General features: G+C 33.0%; 20 protein-coding genes, 2 pseudogenes and 1 riboswitch. Of the genes and pseudogenes, 2 read left to right on the forward strand and 20 right to left on the reverse strand.

What is annotated here, in order from left to right; translation table 11 throughout:
* Positions 1–41: 41 nt before the first annotated feature.
* From TKV_RS08500 to yedF, 3 genes and pseudogenes are all read right to left on the reverse strand, one after another.
* Positions 42–221 carry a SelB domain-containing protein gene (locus TKV_RS08500; protein WP_049685569.1) on the reverse strand — a complete coding sequence of 60 codons (180 nt, stop codon included), beginning with the start codon at positions 219–221 and terminating at the stop codon, positions 42–44.
* A gap of 232 nt (positions 222–453) precedes the next feature.
* Positions 454–613, reverse strand: a pseudogene (locus TKV_RS13590) (selenide, water dikinase SelD); the annotation flags it as partial.
* Between the two features lie 318 nt (positions 614–931).
* The gene (gene yedF / locus TKV_RS08510) at positions 932–1,501 is read right to left on the reverse strand and encodes a sulfurtransferase-like selenium metabolism protein YedF (RefSeq protein WP_049685571.1); all 570 of its coding nucleotides are present in this window, start codon (positions 1,499–1,501) and stop codon (positions 932–934) included.
* A 330-nt stretch (positions 1,502–1,831) separates the two neighbouring features.
* On the opposite strand from yedF, the gene hydE reads away from it, so the two are divergent.
* On the forward strand, positions 1,832–2,875 hold the full coding sequence (hydE, locus tag TKV_RS08520) for a [FeFe] hydrogenase H-cluster radical SAM maturase HydE (RefSeq protein ID WP_049685573.1): 1,044 nt from the start codon (positions 1,832–1,834) through the stop codon (positions 2,873–2,875).
* Between the two features lie 114 nt (positions 2,876–2,989).
* On the opposite strand, the gene TKV_RS08525 is transcribed toward hydE, so the two are convergent.
* The 9 genes from TKV_RS08525 to TKV_RS08565 form a co-directional block, all read right to left on the reverse strand.
* Positions 2,990–3,808 carry an MBL fold metallo-hydrolase gene (locus TKV_RS08525; protein WP_049685574.1) on the reverse strand — a complete coding sequence of 273 codons (819 nt, stop codon included), beginning with the start codon at positions 3,806–3,808 and terminating at the stop codon, positions 2,990–2,992.
* A gap of 18 nt (positions 3,809–3,826) precedes the next feature.
* Complete coding sequence (locus tag TKV_RS08530; RefSeq protein ID WP_049685575.1) at positions 3,827–4,171, reverse strand: NifB/NifX family molybdenum-iron cluster-binding protein; 345 nt, start codon at positions 4,169–4,171, stop codon at positions 3,827–3,829.
* Complete coding sequence (locus TKV_RS08535; RefSeq protein WP_049685576.1) at positions 4,168–5,040, reverse strand: ATP-binding protein; 873 nt, start codon at positions 5,038–5,040, stop codon at positions 4,168–4,170. Before TKV_RS08535 ends, TKV_RS08530 begins: the two co-directional genes overlap by 4 nt.
* On the reverse strand, positions 5,037–5,885 hold the full coding sequence (locus tag TKV_RS08540; protein WP_049685577.1) for an ATP-binding protein: 849 nt from the start codon (positions 5,883–5,885) through the stop codon (positions 5,037–5,039). The genes TKV_RS08535 and TKV_RS08540 overlap by 4 nt, the downstream gene beginning before the upstream one ends.
* Positions 5,886–5,887: 2 nt before the next feature.
* The gene (locus tag TKV_RS08545; protein WP_049685578.1) at positions 5,888–6,256 is read right to left on the reverse strand and encodes a NifB/NifX family molybdenum-iron cluster-binding protein; all 369 of its coding nucleotides are present in this window, start codon (positions 6,254–6,256) and stop codon (positions 5,888–5,890) included.
* Between the two features lie 221 nt (positions 6,257–6,477).
* The gene (locus TKV_RS08550; RefSeq protein WP_049685579.1) at positions 6,478–6,831 is read right to left on the reverse strand and encodes a DUF5320 domain-containing protein; all 354 of its coding nucleotides are present in this window, start codon (positions 6,829–6,831) and stop codon (positions 6,478–6,480) included.
* A 151-nt stretch (positions 6,832–6,982) separates the two neighbouring features.
* Positions 6,983–8,599: a dynamin family protein gene (locus tag TKV_RS08555; RefSeq protein WP_236617231.1), complete on the reverse strand. Its 1,617-nt coding sequence runs from the start codon at positions 8,597–8,599 to the stop codon at positions 6,983–6,985.
* A gap of 236 nt (positions 8,600–8,835) precedes the next feature.
* Positions 8,836–9,258 (reverse strand): universal stress protein, encoded by a 423-nt coding sequence (locus tag TKV_RS08560; RefSeq protein WP_049685580.1) that lies wholly within the window; start codon positions 9,256–9,258, stop codon positions 8,836–8,838.
* Complete coding sequence (locus TKV_RS08565) at positions 9,251–10,387, reverse strand: cation:proton antiporter (protein ID WP_049685581.1); 1,137 nt, start codon at positions 10,385–10,387, stop codon at positions 9,251–9,253. The genes TKV_RS08560 and TKV_RS08565 overlap by 8 nt, the downstream gene beginning before the upstream one ends.
* Before the next feature lie 164 nt (positions 10,388–10,551).
* Positions 10,552–10,611: riboswitch (Fluoride riboswitch) on the reverse strand.
* Positions 10,612–10,834: 223 nt separating this feature from the next.
* Between TKV_RS08565 and TKV_RS08570 the strand changes: the two genes are divergently transcribed.
* Complete coding sequence (locus tag TKV_RS08570) at positions 10,835–11,464, forward strand: class I SAM-dependent methyltransferase (protein ID WP_049685582.1); 630 nt, start codon at positions 10,835–10,837, stop codon at positions 11,462–11,464.
* A gap of 10 nt (positions 11,465–11,474) precedes the next feature.
* Here TKV_RS08570 and TKV_RS08575 read toward each other — a convergent pair whose 3' ends face one another.
* The 8 genes and pseudogenes from TKV_RS08575 to TKV_RS08605 all read right to left on the reverse strand — a co-directional run bounded on the left by TKV_RS08575 (position 11,475) and on the right by TKV_RS08605 (position 16,496).
* Complete coding sequence (locus tag TKV_RS08575) at positions 11,475–11,897, reverse strand: hypothetical protein (RefSeq protein ID WP_049685583.1); 423 nt, start codon at positions 11,895–11,897, stop codon at positions 11,475–11,477.
* Positions 11,898–11,920: 23 nt separating this feature from the next.
* Positions 11,921–12,052, reverse strand: coding sequence for a hypothetical protein (locus TKV_RS13845; protein WP_268870081.1), 132 nt, complete (start codon positions 12,050–12,052; stop codon positions 11,921–11,923).
* Between the two features lie 119 nt (positions 12,053–12,171).
* Positions 12,172–13,248 (reverse strand): bis-aminopropyl spermidine synthase family protein, encoded by a 1,077-nt coding sequence (locus TKV_RS08580; protein ID WP_049685584.1) that lies wholly within the window; start codon positions 13,246–13,248, stop codon positions 12,172–12,174.
* A 422-nt stretch (positions 13,249–13,670) separates the two neighbouring features.
* A complete protein-coding gene (locus TKV_RS13595; RefSeq protein WP_236617232.1) occupies positions 13,671–13,880 on the reverse strand; it encodes a hypothetical protein in 210 nt (69 codons plus the stop codon).
* 15 nt (positions 13,881–13,895) lie between these two features.
* The gene (locus TKV_RS08590) at positions 13,896–15,083 is read right to left on the reverse strand and encodes an MFS transporter (protein ID WP_049685585.1); all 1,188 of its coding nucleotides are present in this window, start codon (positions 15,081–15,083) and stop codon (positions 13,896–13,898) included.
* On the reverse strand, positions 15,073–15,498 hold the full coding sequence (locus TKV_RS08595) for a HEAT repeat domain-containing protein (RefSeq protein ID WP_049685586.1): 426 nt from the start codon (positions 15,496–15,498) through the stop codon (positions 15,073–15,075). Before TKV_RS08595 ends, TKV_RS08590 begins: the two co-directional genes overlap by 11 nt.
* Positions 15,495–15,827 carry a hypothetical protein gene (locus tag TKV_RS08600; RefSeq protein ID WP_049685587.1) on the reverse strand — a complete coding sequence of 111 codons (333 nt, stop codon included), beginning with the start codon at positions 15,825–15,827 and terminating at the stop codon, positions 15,495–15,497. The genes TKV_RS08595 and TKV_RS08600 overlap by 4 nt, the downstream gene beginning before the upstream one ends.
* Positions 15,820–16,496 (reverse strand): annotated as a pseudogene (locus TKV_RS08605) (DUF6062 family protein). The gene TKV_RS08600 and the pseudogene TKV_RS08605 overlap by 8 nt, the downstream one beginning before the upstream one ends.

A 16,496-nucleotide genomic window follows, 5' to 3' on the forward strand; every position in this document is an offset into this window, starting at 1 on the left:
TCTTTTTTTATTTTTTATACTTTTATACAAAGAAAAAAGGCCTATTCGCCTTTATATAAAATTCTTACATTATCTATCCTTTTTGTCAACTTTATCGAATCAAAATATTCTAAAATCGACATGGCATATTTTCGGCTGGTCTTTAGTAAATCCCTATAGATACCCAAGGTTATTTCTCCATGTTGTTTTAAATATTCTACTAATATTTTTTGAGCTTCCATGAAATTCTTCCTGCTCAAATACATCTCATCGTCAATTTTTATTAGTTATCCTATCTCTGTTTTTTAAAGGTTTTGCCGTTTTTAAAAGAGATAACTTTACATCAACAATCATAGAAGGTGTAATAGCACCAACAGGAGCAATTACGTCTCCTCGTTTTATTTCTTCAACTTTTACATTTGCCAAATTTATTGCTGTCCTTTGACCTGCTCGTGCACATTCAACATCCCTTTCGTGCACTGCTGCGTCATCATTGCTATTTAAACCTACCAACAAGTTTTTGTCACAAAGTTATATCTAATTGACACAGAACCTGTGCCAAGGCCTCAGGGCCAATTTTTGCAGCTCAACCCGAACTTTTAGTCATTTGTGTAAGTCTTACTCGTTCCACCATTTTTATCACCTCATTTCTTTAGTAAATATAAATAGCCCCGGACCTTTTTGCAATAAATGCCTCTTTCCCATAACAGTTTTACCATATCGTCAAGTTCTAAATCAATTCCGCTACCAGGGCTCCGGAAGCTCTCGATAAAGTCATTATAAGCCTTTTGTAATTTTCTCCTATACCGGGGCCATAACCATAACCCAAAGATTATAATCGCTTTTCCATCATAACTTCCTTTATTTAGTCATTACCTTTTTATTTTTCCATTAACGTCAATACTAATTTGTTTTCACAACATCGACAATACTCACTAAAATTTGTCATATTTTAAACTTTTATTACTCTTGAATTAGTCATTTTTTCAGTAATTGTGTACATATTTGTAATACTTCCTATCAAAAGCTTATCTTTTATGCCATAAAAATCGAGGCAGGTTCCACAGGAAATTATCTCCACACTCATCTCCATCAGTTCTTTTAAGTCAACAATAGCTTCAGAGCCTTCTGTTGTAAGTTTAACACCGTTATTAATAAAAATTACACAATCCGGCTTTTTATTTTGCTCTTTTAGTGAAATAATAAAGCTCTTCATTAGAAGTTTACCTAGCCTTTCGTCTCCTTCTCCAAACTTATCAGAGGTTATAACTACTATATAGTTGTCACTTTTTTCACCGGTGCTTCCCTTCTTCTTGTAAATATTTATGTGAAATTCATTTTCTTTGACCTCCACTGCCACCTCACAGCCTGCACTTTTAGCATACTTTGAAACGTTATCTTTTGACACTTCATTATCTACTATTACTACCACTTTTCCTTCTTTTATTTCCTCCAGAGCTTTTTTAGTCATTATAACAGGTGTGGGACAACTTTTTCCTCTTGCATCAACTACAGTATCCATAAATTACCCTCCATTTAAAATTCTATTTAAAAAGAGCAGAATCTTGGCAAACCTGCTCTTTTTTTACTTAATTCCTCTTTTTTTACTTAATTCAATTATATCATTTATTTATATCTTTAACAAGGTATCTAAAGCAGCTGAATTTATTGGGTATGACATAGGAGAAGATGTAAGTAGTGGATGTGTCGCCACTTGGAATGTATTTAATTCTGACGCCATTGTTCCTTTTTATATTGCAATTTGCATAAAAAAATAGTTTAACAATTTTATTGATTTCTTATTAACAATTGTTTTATACTAACTTATAAAGAGAAAGAGAGAGTGATATTTATGATAAGAGAGAAAGATATTGATGCGTTAATTGAAACATTAGAAACACAGCACGACATTAATAAAGAAGGTCTTGTAACGCTTTTAGCTTTGGAAAATCCTTCTAAGCTTTATCAAGCTGCAGACAGAGTTAGAAAAAAATATGTAGGAGATGAAGTACATTTAAGAGGTCTCATAGAATTCAGTAACTACTGCAGCAACACTTGTTTTTATTGTGGACTCCGAGGTCCTAACAGGACAATTAAACGATATAGAATGGAACCTGAAGAAATCATACAATGTGCAAAATATGGAGCATCGGCTGGTTTGAAGACAATAGTTCTTCAAAGCGGTGAGGATAAATATTTTAAAATAACTACTTTATGTAAAATAGTAGAAGAAATTAAAAAAATGGATATGGCAGTAACTTTAAGCATTGGAGAACTTTCCACCAAAGACTACGCCGAATTAAAAAAAGCGGGTGCAGACAGATACCTACTTCGCATTGAGACCACAAACAAAGAACTATATCAAAAATTACATCCCGGCATGAGTTATGAAAATCGCGTAAGATGTCTTATAGATTTAAGAGAATTAGGCTATGAAGTCGGAACGGGAAGCCTCATAGGACTTCCAGGTCAAACTTTAGAAATGTTAGCAAAAGACCTTATGTTTTTCAAAAAAATAGATGCTGACATGTTGGGAATGGGACCTTTTATCCCTTGTGAAAACACCCCATTAGAAAATGAAAAAGGTGGAGATGTGGAAACAGTCTTAAAGATGATGGCTTTAGCAAGGCTTCTCATGCCAGATATAAATATGCCTGCTACGACTGCTTTGGGTGTCAAAGACAAATTAGGCTATATAAAAGGATTGCAATGTGGAGCTAATGTAATAATGCCAAATATAGGTATAGATGAGTATAAAAAGTTATATAAGCTCTATCCCGGAAAGGTACCTGACAACCCATCCGAAACTGTAAATAGCCTTGAAAATATCAAAAAACTTATTTTATCTCAAAATAGAACTATCGGAAAAGATAAAGGCTATCGCAAAAAATATTAAATTAATTTGCGATAGCCTTTTTTCTATGAAATCGACCCTATGCCACAGTCTCTGCACTTATTAAGGTCTATATGTGCAATTCCATCTTTTAACTTATGTTAAATTTGTGGGCTCTTAAGCAATAATGGAAGAACTTGTAGTTAAATAGGATAATTTTTCTTTTAGCACTGATTTTAAAATCCCATATTCGTCTATTCCTGTGCAATGGCCTGTATATATTTTCCCTATTCCATAGCTATCTATCTTTTTAGCTATTTCTATGATTTCTTCTTCTGGCATGCCCCTTAAATGGAAACCCCCAACTAATGACTTGAGAGAACTTCCTTCAAAACACCTTCTTACTGTTTCCAAAACATTTAATATACCTGCATGGGAACATCCTGTAATTACATTAATTCCATCTTCCTCTTTTACTACTACAAAAACCTCGTCTAAAAATTTATCTTCTATTTTTTCTCCTTTTTCTTCAATTAAAAAATTCTTAGTAGTGAATTCATTGTCATAAACTATGTCAATGTTTGTGATCACAAAAAAACCTTTTTCTACTTCTGTATCTTCATCTATTAGCATAAAATTATTTTTGTATTTATTATAAATTGCTAAATTAAAACCTATCTCATCTAAATTTCCATTTTTTCTCATCGCATATTTTTTATCTAAAATTCTCTTATGGGCATATATCTTTACATTAGGATTTTTCTCAAGCAAACCTTTGAGCCCACCAATATGGTCATAATGCCCATGGGTAAGGATCACTTTTTCTATTCTCCCCACCTCTATACCCATTAAACTGCAATTTTTTATAAAGTTTTCACTTTGTCCAGTATCTACCAAAACCTCTTTATCATCTTTTTTTACTAAAATAGATAATCCATGTTCTGCAACAAAATTTTTATTAAAAACTACATTTTCTATGAGTACCTGTATTTCCAATTATTCTCTCTTCCCCCTTTAGTGATGATATTTGTGCTCTTCACAAGGGCTATTAGAAGAAATCAAAGTGCCTTTAATATACTTTTCTACTACTTCCTTAACATCTCCTTCAGCACCAGTTATTACATCTATTCCGTAACTGTTGAAAAGCTCAATAGCACTGGTACCCATACCTCCAGAAATTATACAATTTACTCCTTTGTCTTTTAAATACTCTGGAAGAAATCCTGGTCTATGACCGGGATTCGGTAAAAAAGTAGAGTTTTTTATCTCCTCATTCTCCACATCAAAAATCCAAAAACCTTCACAATGTCCAAAATGCATTGAAACTTCTTTGCCTTCTGAAGCAACAGCAATTTTCATTTACTTTCCACCCTTTCATCTAAAATTTTTTTAATTTTAAGCCACATTTCATAAATTTGTCTGTAAACAATGCTGTCAGGATATTCGCTAAGACTTTGTAAATTCTTTAAAGCTTTTACAACTGTTTCGTCAAAATTTATTTTTCCAACAACTTCAATGTTATTTTCCTCGCAATATTTTTCTATTTGTTGTGATACTTCTTTATTCAAATCCCACTTATTAATGCACACAACAGAAGAAATTTTAAAACCTTCTATCGCTGATAATACTCTTTTCATGTCAGCAAAACCAGAAAGTGTAGGTTCTGTTACAATCAGTACCAAATCAACTCCTGTTGCAGAAGCAAGGACAGGACACCCTATTCCTGGAGTGCCATCAATTATCAAATACTCGCTATCTCCTATATTTTCTACCGCTTTTTTTCTTACCTGTGTGACCAATTTCCCTGAACCATCCGCTCCAGGGAAAAGCTCCGCATATACTACTTTTTCTCCGGCCTTTGTCTTGGCATATACTACATGGCCTGTTTTTTCCTCTACCAATTTAATCGCTTCAACAGGGCATTTATACATGCAAAGGCCACAACCTTCACAGTAGTAAGGATTTACTTCAAAATTAGAAATCGCATTAAAGCGGCAGAGCTCTTCACACAGCCCACATTCTATGCACTTGTTTTTGTCAATCACAGCCGTCTCTTTTCCATAAAAGTCCTCTTTCTCAACAATTTCTCCTTGCAAAATTATGTTTAAATTAGGTGCTTCTACGTCACAGTCCGCCATAATTTTATTTTTAACAATCGAACTTAAAGTAGTGGCAGCTGTGGTCTTCCCTGTGCCACCTTTTCCGCTTAAAATAGCTAACTGTTTCATTTTTTTATCAACTCCAATGCATCAGTTGACAATTTATCAAATATTTCTCTAACCTCATTGTCAACTTCAATCAATAATTTCCCCTTCGAATAGGCTTCTGCAAACTCTTTTTTAAAAGGAATTTTTGCTAAAACTTTTATACCTTCTTTTTCGCAGTATTCCTCGATAATATTGTCTCCTTCCCCAGCTTTATTAATGACAGCGGCCATAGGAATGCCCCTCTGTTTTACAAGCTGTACCGCTAAATCAAAGTCGTGCAAACCATAAGGAGTAGGTTCTGTAACCAGAATGCACAAATCACTTCCTTCAATAGAATGTATAACTGGGCAGGAAGTCCCTGGCGGGCTATCCACTATTACAGGTTTATCTACATTCTCAATCAATTTATTAATCTCTTTTAAAATAGGCACTCCAGTCGCTTCTCCATAATTTAATTTTCCGTCTATAAAATCTACGCTTTGGGCTTTGCCCTTCCTTATCGTTCCAATAGGTTTGTATTTTTCTATTATGGTATCATAAGGACACATCTCAAAACAAGCTCCGCAGGAATGACATAAGTGGTCAAAAACGAGGATTTTTTTGATTAACTTTGTCAAAGCGCTGAATCTGCAAGCTTTTACGCATTCACCGCACAGAGTGCACTTATCAGAGTTTATTTCGGGTATTATGACTTCAACAGTCTTTTCTTCTTCTATTTGAGGGTTTAAAAACAAATACCCGTTTGGCTCTTCTACATCACAATCTACGTACACGCTGTTATTGAGTACTTTGGCAAGGTTGACAGAAACAGTTGTTTTCCCTGTTCCTCCTTTGCCACTTAAGACTGAAATCTTAAACCCCCTCATTTTTAATGCCCCTCGTGATGATGTCCTTTATTTGTAGCTTCTGCAATTCTTTCAAGAGAACCTTTTTTAAATTCTTCTATATTTGTCTTTATATCTCCATCTACCGCTTTATACACAGGAATTTCTGCTGCATTGAATACTTCCATGGCATTTGGTCCTACATTACTTGAGATGAGAACTTCTATTCCCTCATCTATAAGCGTCTGTGCCGCTTTAGTGCCCGCACCACTGCCTTGGGCTACAGCAGCGTTGTCAATAACTTTATAATCCATCGTCTCACTGTCAACTATAATAAAATATTGAGCTCGTCCAAACCTTGAATCTACTCTCGCTTCAAGAGTTTTTCCTTCAGAAGAAACAGCTATTTTCATATGGCATCCTCCATTCATTATTGACATATGTTACTTACATTTACTAATATATAATTATTTTTGGCATATGTCAATAAAATTATTAAACAAAAAGTCGCACTTAGTTTAAAAGCACGCCAAAAACGCATTAAACAAGAAGACACCCATTAACTAAATTATGTCAATAAAAATCGACACAAAAAAGCAGCAGCCACTTTTGTGACTGCCACTTATCAAAATCATTATTCTTCTTTTTTATCGTCTTTTTTCTCTAATTGGTCCAATCTTTCTTTTATATATTTGAGCTGATCTTCCAAGTATTTTGCTTCAGCACTTAAGACATCCTTCTCATTTATGTTATATGCAGGATATGGAGGATATGCGTAACCATACCATCCTCTTGCCCATCCTGGAAGCCCTGTCAAGTAGTACATGTGTCTAAATCCTCTTCCAACCCCCCAGAAGCCTCTGCCAAATCCCCAGTATGCTCCTACGGGGTTTAAATAGCCAGGTACATTATATCCTGAGCAATATCCTAAGCCTCTTCCTGTTCTTGGACCTAATCCCATTGGACCTGTTCCATCTCCTCTTGGCATATCAATCCCTCCTCTTTTTTATTTTGGTCATATGACCATTACCTAGTTATATAATATCACCATTTTGGACTTATGTCAATAATATTTTATCCAAAAAAAATATTTTTTATTGTTGAATTTTTAAACTCTTTCACTTATATACTTCACTATATTATTTCAACATATTTAAAACATGATCTAATTCTTCACGTATTTTTTCAATGTCTTTTAGCAACGTCTGATAATAGGCTTTTTCTCTTTCAAAGCTATCTTTATCAAGTTTATAATCATTTATCGACTTGGCAAGGAGTTCTTTTACAGTATCATACATCATTTGTAATTTAAAATTCATATCTTTTTCAAATTCATTAAAGCTTTCTTCAATTCTTGTCAGCAAATCATAGCGAATGCGCCCTATGTTTCTATCAACATCAATGTCTACTCTATCTAAAATCCTTTTTAAAATAATTTTTCCAGCAAATTTTTTAGGCAAAAAATAGGTAAAATACACAGGGTCTATTTCTAATGCACCAACATCATATCCTATTTTGTATGTAAATTTACTCTCTGCTGTAATACCGCCTGCACTTTTAAAATATTCCAAATTTATGCCACACAGTTCGTTTGCCACTGTTTTTACTTTATCAATGACTGCATTGAGCCTTAAAAGATAATTAGACAAAGCTTTACCATATTGTTCTTCAATATCTCTTTCAATATAACCTTTTAATTTTTCAAATTCTTCTATAATAGCCCTTTCAAGGTACTTTTCAAGCTCTTTTTTCTGCTTAATCCGACTAAAGTCACGAATACTATGGTAATATTCTTTTATCTTTTCCGATACTCTTACACTGATAAACTGTTTATATTCTTCCATCTTTTTATCAAAATTTTGTAAAATATTTTTCATATCTCCTTGAAACAATAATGATATTTCTTTTTTGCTTTTTTCAACTTCTTTAATAAAATTTTCAAAAGATTTTATATTAGATTCAAGACGCTCTAATGGAATTTGTTTCAATTTTATACTGCTTTCGAAAAAAGTTTGACACATCGAAATAATTCTTTCAATATTTTTGGCATAGTTTTCAAGCAACACTTTTTCTTTTTCCTTTATTAAAAAATTCTGCAAATCATTTTCCAGCTTTTTAGTTCCACTCTTTTTAATTGCATTATTATCTTTTGATACTTTGCCTTCTAATGCTAACTTAGCGGAAATTGGATAAATAGAAATGTCATCATTCTTTGTAATTTCTCTTACAATATTTTCATTAAAATTGATTATTTCGTTTAATTCCATTTCATTTACATAGTCAATCTTATTTAAAACAAAAAATATTTTATTAATATTTTCAGATATTTTAGACAAAAACTCTTTTTCCAGTTCACTTATAGGTGGGTCTACTGAAAGCAAAAAAATCACAGCATCAGCTTTATTTATATAACTATATGCAACATCTGTATTATGTTTATAGACTGAACCAATTCCCGGTGTATCTATGATTACTACGTCATTACTTATAAACTCAAAAGGATATCCTATATGTATTTCTTTGACTCCTTTTATGTTTTTGGGGTTATTTTTTTCTGTGCAATACAAATCCAATTCTTTAATGTCAATATTTTCACTTCTGCCATCATCATATAGAACTTTTGCCCATATATCAGGGCTATATTGAATTTTTGTAATAACAGAGGTTAAAGGAACAACACCTGTGGGAAGTATATCAGCTCCTAAAATATAATTAGTAAATGTTGATTTTCCTCTTTTAAATTGTCCTAATACCACAAGATAAAAAATATTATTGCAAAATTTATTTTTAACTTCTGAAACAGCTTCTCCTACTGCTTTAATATTGATATCTTTTGATATTTTTTTATTTTTTCAAATATTACATCTAAATTTTTTTTCATTAGACTATATTGTTCATCCATAACCTCACCTCCTAGCCACAGTATAATCGAAATTCAGATATGGAGTAACCATACCTGAATTTCGATTCCTTCTATATAAGTTATTGCATTCTACTTCACAATGAGAACAGAACATTTTGCATGCCTTGCTATATTTTCTGCTACATTACCAATAATATACCTTTTTACACCGCTGGTACCTTTCTTCCCTACAACAATCAAGTCACACTCATGCTTTTCCGCAAAGCGAATTACTGAATCTACAGGATGACCCGGTATCACCTCTGTAAATATTTTTATCCCCTTTTCATTAGCCAATTTTCGCGCATTGCCAAGAATTTTTCCATAATATAATTTTGCTGCATTTAAAGCTTCATCCACTTCATCTTTTGAATTTACAAATTCCGGGATATTGGCAACGGAAATTAGATACACCTCACAACCACCATTTATTTGCGCTAATTCCAAAACATATTCATAGGCTTTATTTGCGTATTCTGAACCATCATATGCGAGTAAAATTTTTTTAAACATTTTCTACCCCTCCAATTAAATTATCTGTTTCTGGCCTGTAAAACCTTTCTGCAATCAAGGTGGGTATAATTGCGCTTAAAATAACTACAGTAACAAGAACAGTGTATTGGTCTGCCGTTATTATGTTATGTGATAATCCAAACATCGCAGAAATCGTTCCAAAGGTAAGTCCTGTAGACATTAGAAGTGTTGTATACATTCCTTCTCTTTTAGAAAATTTAAATATCATTGTAGTAGGTTTGACGCCTATATATTTTGTTGCAATTTTAATCAAAAGCAGTACCACAATTAAGAGGATATTTGAGATTACACCTGGAATAGAAACAAACAATCCTGCTTTTAAAAAGTAAAATGGTGTAAAAATTGCAAATGCTATTGCACGCATACGGAACAACAAGTTTTTTTCCTTCATAAAGAACCCTGACACCGCTAAGCCAAGTATATATGCTGGAAGGACGGCTTCACTGTTTGCCATTGACGCTAAACCACCTGTTAAAAACACCAAGAAAAATAAATATTTTATTTCCAATTGGCCTACCTTATTGCCATATATTTTAAAGAATTTTCTTGTAACTGAAGGCATAAGCACAGTTATTATTGCTGTAACAACTATAAACAACAACATCCATTTATTATAGTTCGCAAACAAAATTCCAAGCATTAAAACTGTTCCAAGGTCATTTATAAAACAAGCAGCTAAAATAATTTTACCAAGTTCGCTCTCATTAAGTCCGCTTTCTACCATTACAGCATATACTACTGCAACGGAAGTTGTTGAAAGGGCAATACCCGCGATTTCGGATGCCTGCAATGTCCATCCCGCCACAAAGTAAGTAAAAGCAAATGCCCCGGCAAAAGGGAAAATAAAAGCTAAAAGCCCTATTGTGACACTTTCTTTAAACTTCGATTTTAAAACTACTGGATCAACTTCTGCCCCAGCTAAAAACGTTAAGAAAATGCTTCCAACGCCTCCCAGAAAATTTACCCAATCATTTGTTTGCAAACCCAAATAATTACCGGCAATAACCCCTACCAAAATCTCAATCAAGGATATTGATATACCTGTCCAATCTGCAATTAATCCTGCTATTAAAGCTAAACCCAACCACCAACTGTAAGTCAGCCACATTAGTATAACCTCCTAATTTCATTATTCGGCTCTATAACGGTAGGAGCTATCAGCATCTTAGTGCATTAAGCGAGCTCCATCGCTCTAATAATTTTATAGCACTCAATATCCATCCCTTTTTGCTATCACCCCCTAAAAAGCAAAATAGTTCCTACTGGCTTTTACACCAAGTAGGAACTATCAGCCTTTCGGCGGTTAAAGTGAGTTCCATCACTTTTTATACAATTGTCAATACCATTATACCCAAAATGTAAAAACTTTGCAAGATAGTAAAAGCTAAATGATATGCGTGTATTATATTCTTTGTTATATGATATAATGAAAGCAAGGGGAGATTTATTAAAGAGTGTGTTTGACTTTTAAAGTGTGACTTTCAAAGAATGAGTCTATAAGTTTTGAAAGACAAGAAGAAAAAGTAGAAAAAAGTTTCAGAAGGGATGAGAAATTATGCCTAAAATATCTGCTTTTGAAAAACATTTTGACAGATATGAAGAATGGTTTAAAAAAAATGAATACGCCTATCAATCGGAATTAGATGCTGTAAAATTGCTTATGCCGAAATTTGAAAAAGGGTTGGAAGTAGGAATCGGAACTGGAAAGTTTGCAGTACCTCTAGGTATAAAAAGCGGAGTAGAACCTTCTTATCAAATGAGAAAAATTGCTTTAGAACGGGGTCTTAATGTGGTAGATGGAGTAGCAGAAAATCTTCCGCTTGAAGACAACTCTTTTGACCTTGTTTTAATGGTGACGACTGTATGTTTTGTAGACGATGTGCTAAAATCCTTCAAAGAATGTTTTAGAGTACTTAAAAATAGCGGTACAATTTTAATAGGCTTTGTAGATAGAGAGAGCACAATTGGCAAAATATATCAAGCAAATAAAGAAAAAAGTCTATTTTACAAAGAAGCAACATTTTTCACCACAAGCGAAATAGTAGAATTACTTTATGAAGCAGGTTTTAGAGATTTTAATTTTTCCCAGACCATATTTAAAAAACTTGATGAAATAAAAGAAAAAGAGCCTGTAAAATACGGCTTTGGAAAAGGTTCTTTTATAGTAATAAGCGCAAAAAAATAAAATTATAATTTTATTCTTTAGCAAGCAAAGTTTTTATTGCATTGTCTAAGAAACTATCATTTTGTAAGGGTGGGTCTTTTTCTGATGGAACAGGTATTATCTCCCTTAAAGTCCCTGACAAAACCACCTGCACGTTTTGATTTCTATCCACGATTATTGAAATGGGCTCTAACGCTCCGCTAAGTATAGCTAAAATTACCATTATCTGAGAAGGGGTTAGCACCCTTTTCTTTTTTTCCTCTCCTCCTGAAAGACTTTTCTCCTCAACATTCCCATTGCCATTTCCTCCACCAGAGTTTGGCTGTTTATCTTTTTCTCCATTTTTATTGCTGTCTTCTCCTTTATTTTTATCATTACCTTCGCCGCTTTCCTTCAATCCTAATTTTGACAATAAATCTTTTACTTGAGATTCTAAATTATCCGATGAAAACATCATTTCTCACCCTGACTTTGTAATCATCTAATAGGCAATGGGAAAATTATTATTGCCGGTTCCTCAGGCCGTGCATAACCTAAAGCAAAATAGAGAATTAAAGAAAAAATTACCACAAATAAATAGGCATTAAATCCCTCTTTTTCTTTTTCCATCTATATCACTCTTTCTACAAAATTTATCCGCTCATTTTTATATATGATTTTATAACTTCTCTTGTGCTTGTACCACTGGAAAAAATCATACAAATAGGCTTCCTCATGCTTATAGAAGCCTATTTGTTTTCTTCCTTGTAAATCAATGCCTCTTCGTCTACGTATAATTCGCAAGGTTTATATTCATTTTCAATCCCTTTTGAGTCTATTAAAGTTTCTATGCGATACATAGAAGACCTGTACCAATTAAGTCTTGGTTCCACTTGAACAAAGGCATAATCTTTTCCAACGCTTTTTAAAAGATAATCCCAATTTACATAATGGTTAAAGTCATCAATTATATCAGTAACAACTACTTTAAATTTGCTTGCTAAAATTTGTTGGAAAATATTCCATTTTCCCAATGACGCTTCTATTAGCGTCAGTCCGAAATACCCCGCACATCCTTCTTGTGAAAGGGCAGAAATCCCTCTTCCTATGCAAATTTCCAAAGCTTCTATCGTTTCTGGCGGGTCTGTAATAAAAGTATCAAAATACCCAACATATTCATCTGGTAGTTTGTCTCTAAAATCATATTTCATAGCTTTTATAGGCAGATTATATTTATTTGCCACTTCATTGATATATTCAACTATCCTATCGTCTATTTCCATCACAACAATTTCAGTTGGCATACCTGAAAGTCCTGCTGCTATACTGACAAGGTCATCATCACCTAAAACTAAAAGCTTTTTTCCTTCCAAATCTCCTCTTTCAGCCATGAGAACTATTCTGCTTACTACTGTTTGCGTCGTAACAAAACCTTGGTCATAATCGCTAATAGCTTTTGGACGATTTACTGTCACTTGGTCAAATTTTTTGATCAAGTCTTCTAATTTAGAAAGGTTTATCCCTCGTCCTTCACATGCAGGACAAGTATACACTCTTTTTGGAACTATTTTAAGGCTATTGAGATACTCTAAACCTTTAGAATTAAATTTTATATCTCCATTTTTCTCAATTGTCACCAAATTTTTTTGACGTAGTAACTCAATCATTTCTGCCACGACAGAAAAAGGTCTTTGAGACAAGGTTATAATCTCCCAAAAGTGCGGAGTTGCTGCAACGGCCGATAATATCTTTTCCACATCCTTAGAGGACGTCATAACCCCTGTTCTTTGGTAGACTTGGTGTGCTATATCTTGAAGGTTTTCCATCTTCTCACCCCCATAATAGTATTTCTACAAGCTTTTTGCACCTTCAAAATACCATACAGGGGTATTTTACATTTAAGTTAATATTTAGGCCAACACATAAAATTATATAACTGATTCAATAAAAAAGTCAAGAGAGGTCAAAATTCTTTAATTTAACACTCTTCTCATTATGCTTTGAACCATGTGCAAAATGTCAACCGTTTATAATACGGTTGACATTTTTGAAAACTGTTAATATTAAGATAATAGATTGATTATAGGCTTAAATATATTTTCAACAACAGTATTGTATTCAACAAGAGATGATTTTGTTTCACCATTTACATCTCCATTTATTTTTAACCACGAGTATAACAATATAGAACCGTTTTCAATATAGTTGATATTTTGAATGGGATATGAAACAACGCTAATATTATTTTTTACATTTTCAAGAAAAACGATGCTATTTTCATACAAAGTATAAGCTTTTCATTTGTTTTTCTTTTGCCCCAGCTATCAGCTGGAGCATATACACCATTTAAAAAACGACGTGAATCTTGAAAATTTTCATCATAATATTTTTTAAATATCTCCGGAATTTCTTCATAACCTTTGATAGTTCTTGCCCAGGAGTTTATGTCCGACGGCATTTATCTCTCCCCCTTTTAACTTTTTTCAATTTTAAACAGTGTTATTAAAGCAACTGCCATTATGGAACACAATGCTCCAAAGTAAAAGGGTGCAGCAGGAGATACATTGTCCCATAAATATCCAGCAATAAAGCTTGCGGGAAGTGCAAGTAGTCCCATCGATGCATTATACAGCCCAAAAGCAGTTCCTCTATTGCGATCATCGACTATATGTGCAACAAGAGACTTTGCAACACCTTCCGTTGTTGAATAGTAAACCCCATATATCGCGTACAAAACCCAAATATGCCACGGCAATTTTGCTAATGCAAAACCGAGATATGTAACTGCATAAATAATCCAGCCTAACCTTATTACATTAACTCTTCCTATTTTGTCAGACAATACTCCACTTGGTACTGATAATAAAGCATAAAACAGATTAAACATAGCTATAATTATCGGTATCGTTGAATCTTTTACACCAACACTGCGTGCTCTTAAAATCAAAAATGCATCACTACTGTTACCAAGCGTAAATATCAGCATTACAATGAAAAACAGCAGAAATTTTCCCTTAAAAATAGACAAATCTAATTTGAAAGATGAACTTACTCTTTCTCCCTTTTGCTCCACTACAAATAAACCTATGAGGATTATTGTGATAAAAGCTACAAGGCCAGCAATCAAAAATATTAATCTGTACTTTATAGAATCTATATATTTGGCAAACAAGAGCATTAAACCGGCAGTAATCAATGGCCCAAGGAAGGAACCTAATGTGTCAAGCATTCTTTGAAATCCAAACGAAAAGCCCATATTTTTCATTTTAGAAGATTTTGCAACAAGTGCATCTCTCGGCGCATCTTTTGTACCTTTTCCAATACCATCAACCAGTCTCAACCCAAAAGCCATGGCAGCACCATTCGCCAATGGCAGTAATACTCTTCCAACAGCGGAAAATAAATATCCAATAAACACAATAGATTTTCTTTTTCCAATTTTATCAGAAACTATTCCAGATATTATTCTCATAATGCTTACAACCGTAGTGACGCTTCCCTCTATTAAACCTACCATTTCTTTACTTAGACCGAGAATTTGAGTATAAAAAGTAGGCAAAATAGGTACAATCATATCCTGACTTAATCCGCCAAAAAATGCAACCCACCCTAAGACTTTAATGTTATTATTCTCATTGTTTTTTATTTCTTTATTTTCCAATTGTCTCACCATCCTTATTTGCCACTCTTGTTTTAATTTTCTTCAAAGAATTTTCAATAATATTTTTTGTTAAAACTGAAAATTTATCTCTGTTTTCTAAAAGAAACTTCTGAGACTTTTCGCCGCCAATCTCTCCAAGAGCCCACACAACTGCTTGTTCAATATATGGGTCTTTTTTTGTTTTTATACTGCTGTGCAAATATTCTATTAATTTTCTTTCTGCCTTTTTTATTTTAAGCTCTCCAATTAACTTCGCTGCCATATAAGCCACATTATAATCTGGATGATTTATGGCTTTTATAAGTTTTTCACTGTAATCATCATTTGATATATTTTTAAAATCATAGCCACAGTTGGAACACTTTTCTTCTCCCACTTCACCTATTTTAAAACACACAGGACATATATACCTCATTTTCCATCAACCCTTATACCTAAAACTCCTTTAAGATATCTATTTTCAGATTCGTAACCTTTTAATCTTATTTCAAGTGTTTGGTTGTCACGCATCAACTGAAAATTTTTAAATTTCATTGCAGAATATTTAGACGCCAGAGTAATTAGCTGCCTTCTTAAATCATCTTCATTTGGATTATTCCGTTCTATTTGATATGCCTTAATCCCCATTTCAAAAATAGCTCTATAGGCATCTTCTTCTGTAAAACCATCTTTTTCAAAATCTTTAACTAACTCTTTGATTTCTTCAAAGCTTTCATCGCTGATTTCAAAAGAAATCCTAATCATAATAGCCACCTCGCAACAATTTTAATGCTCTTTCAATTGAATCTTTAGAATCGTACCATGGCTCGTTATGAAACCTGTAATCAAATTTAGTTATAAACCATTCGAGGTCACTTATATTCTTTTCAATTGCCGCTTTATTTATTTCAAATATTTTTTCAATTTCAGGTGTTATATTTTTTGTAAGTTCCATAAGCATATTTAAATGATAAAAGCATAATTTTGATAAACTTTCACTGTGCCTTTCAACAAAATCTTTATCAGTCTGTAAAATATCTATCAATATATGCATTTGGTATTTATCTCTTTCACTTAAATAATCACAAACAAGGCATTTGTTTTTTGTTTCTTTTTTTCTTTTTTCCTTTTTTTCTTTAAAGATTTTTGTTTCTCCGTAATTTGATGTAATTTATAAGTGACGTTCTCTTTTAATGCGATTGCCAAACCCAATTTATCATATGAATTATTCAATAATTCCAAATGATAATGGCAAAAATTTGTCTCTCTTATTTTGACATACATTTCAGGGTCTTTTAAAACCTCATCTTCAAACAAATGCTCACAATAGGCTTTTTCTTCGTCTTTTATAACCTTGCATATTGGACAACCTCTCTTATATTTTTCAAAAACCTCATACAATGGAATAAATTCTAACTTCATGCAGATTCTCAT

Source organism: Thermoanaerobacter kivui (assembly GCF_000763575.1).
Taxonomy (GTDB): domain Bacteria; phylum Bacillota; class Thermoanaerobacteria; order Thermoanaerobacterales; family Thermoanaerobacteraceae; genus Thermoanaerobacter; species Thermoanaerobacter kivui.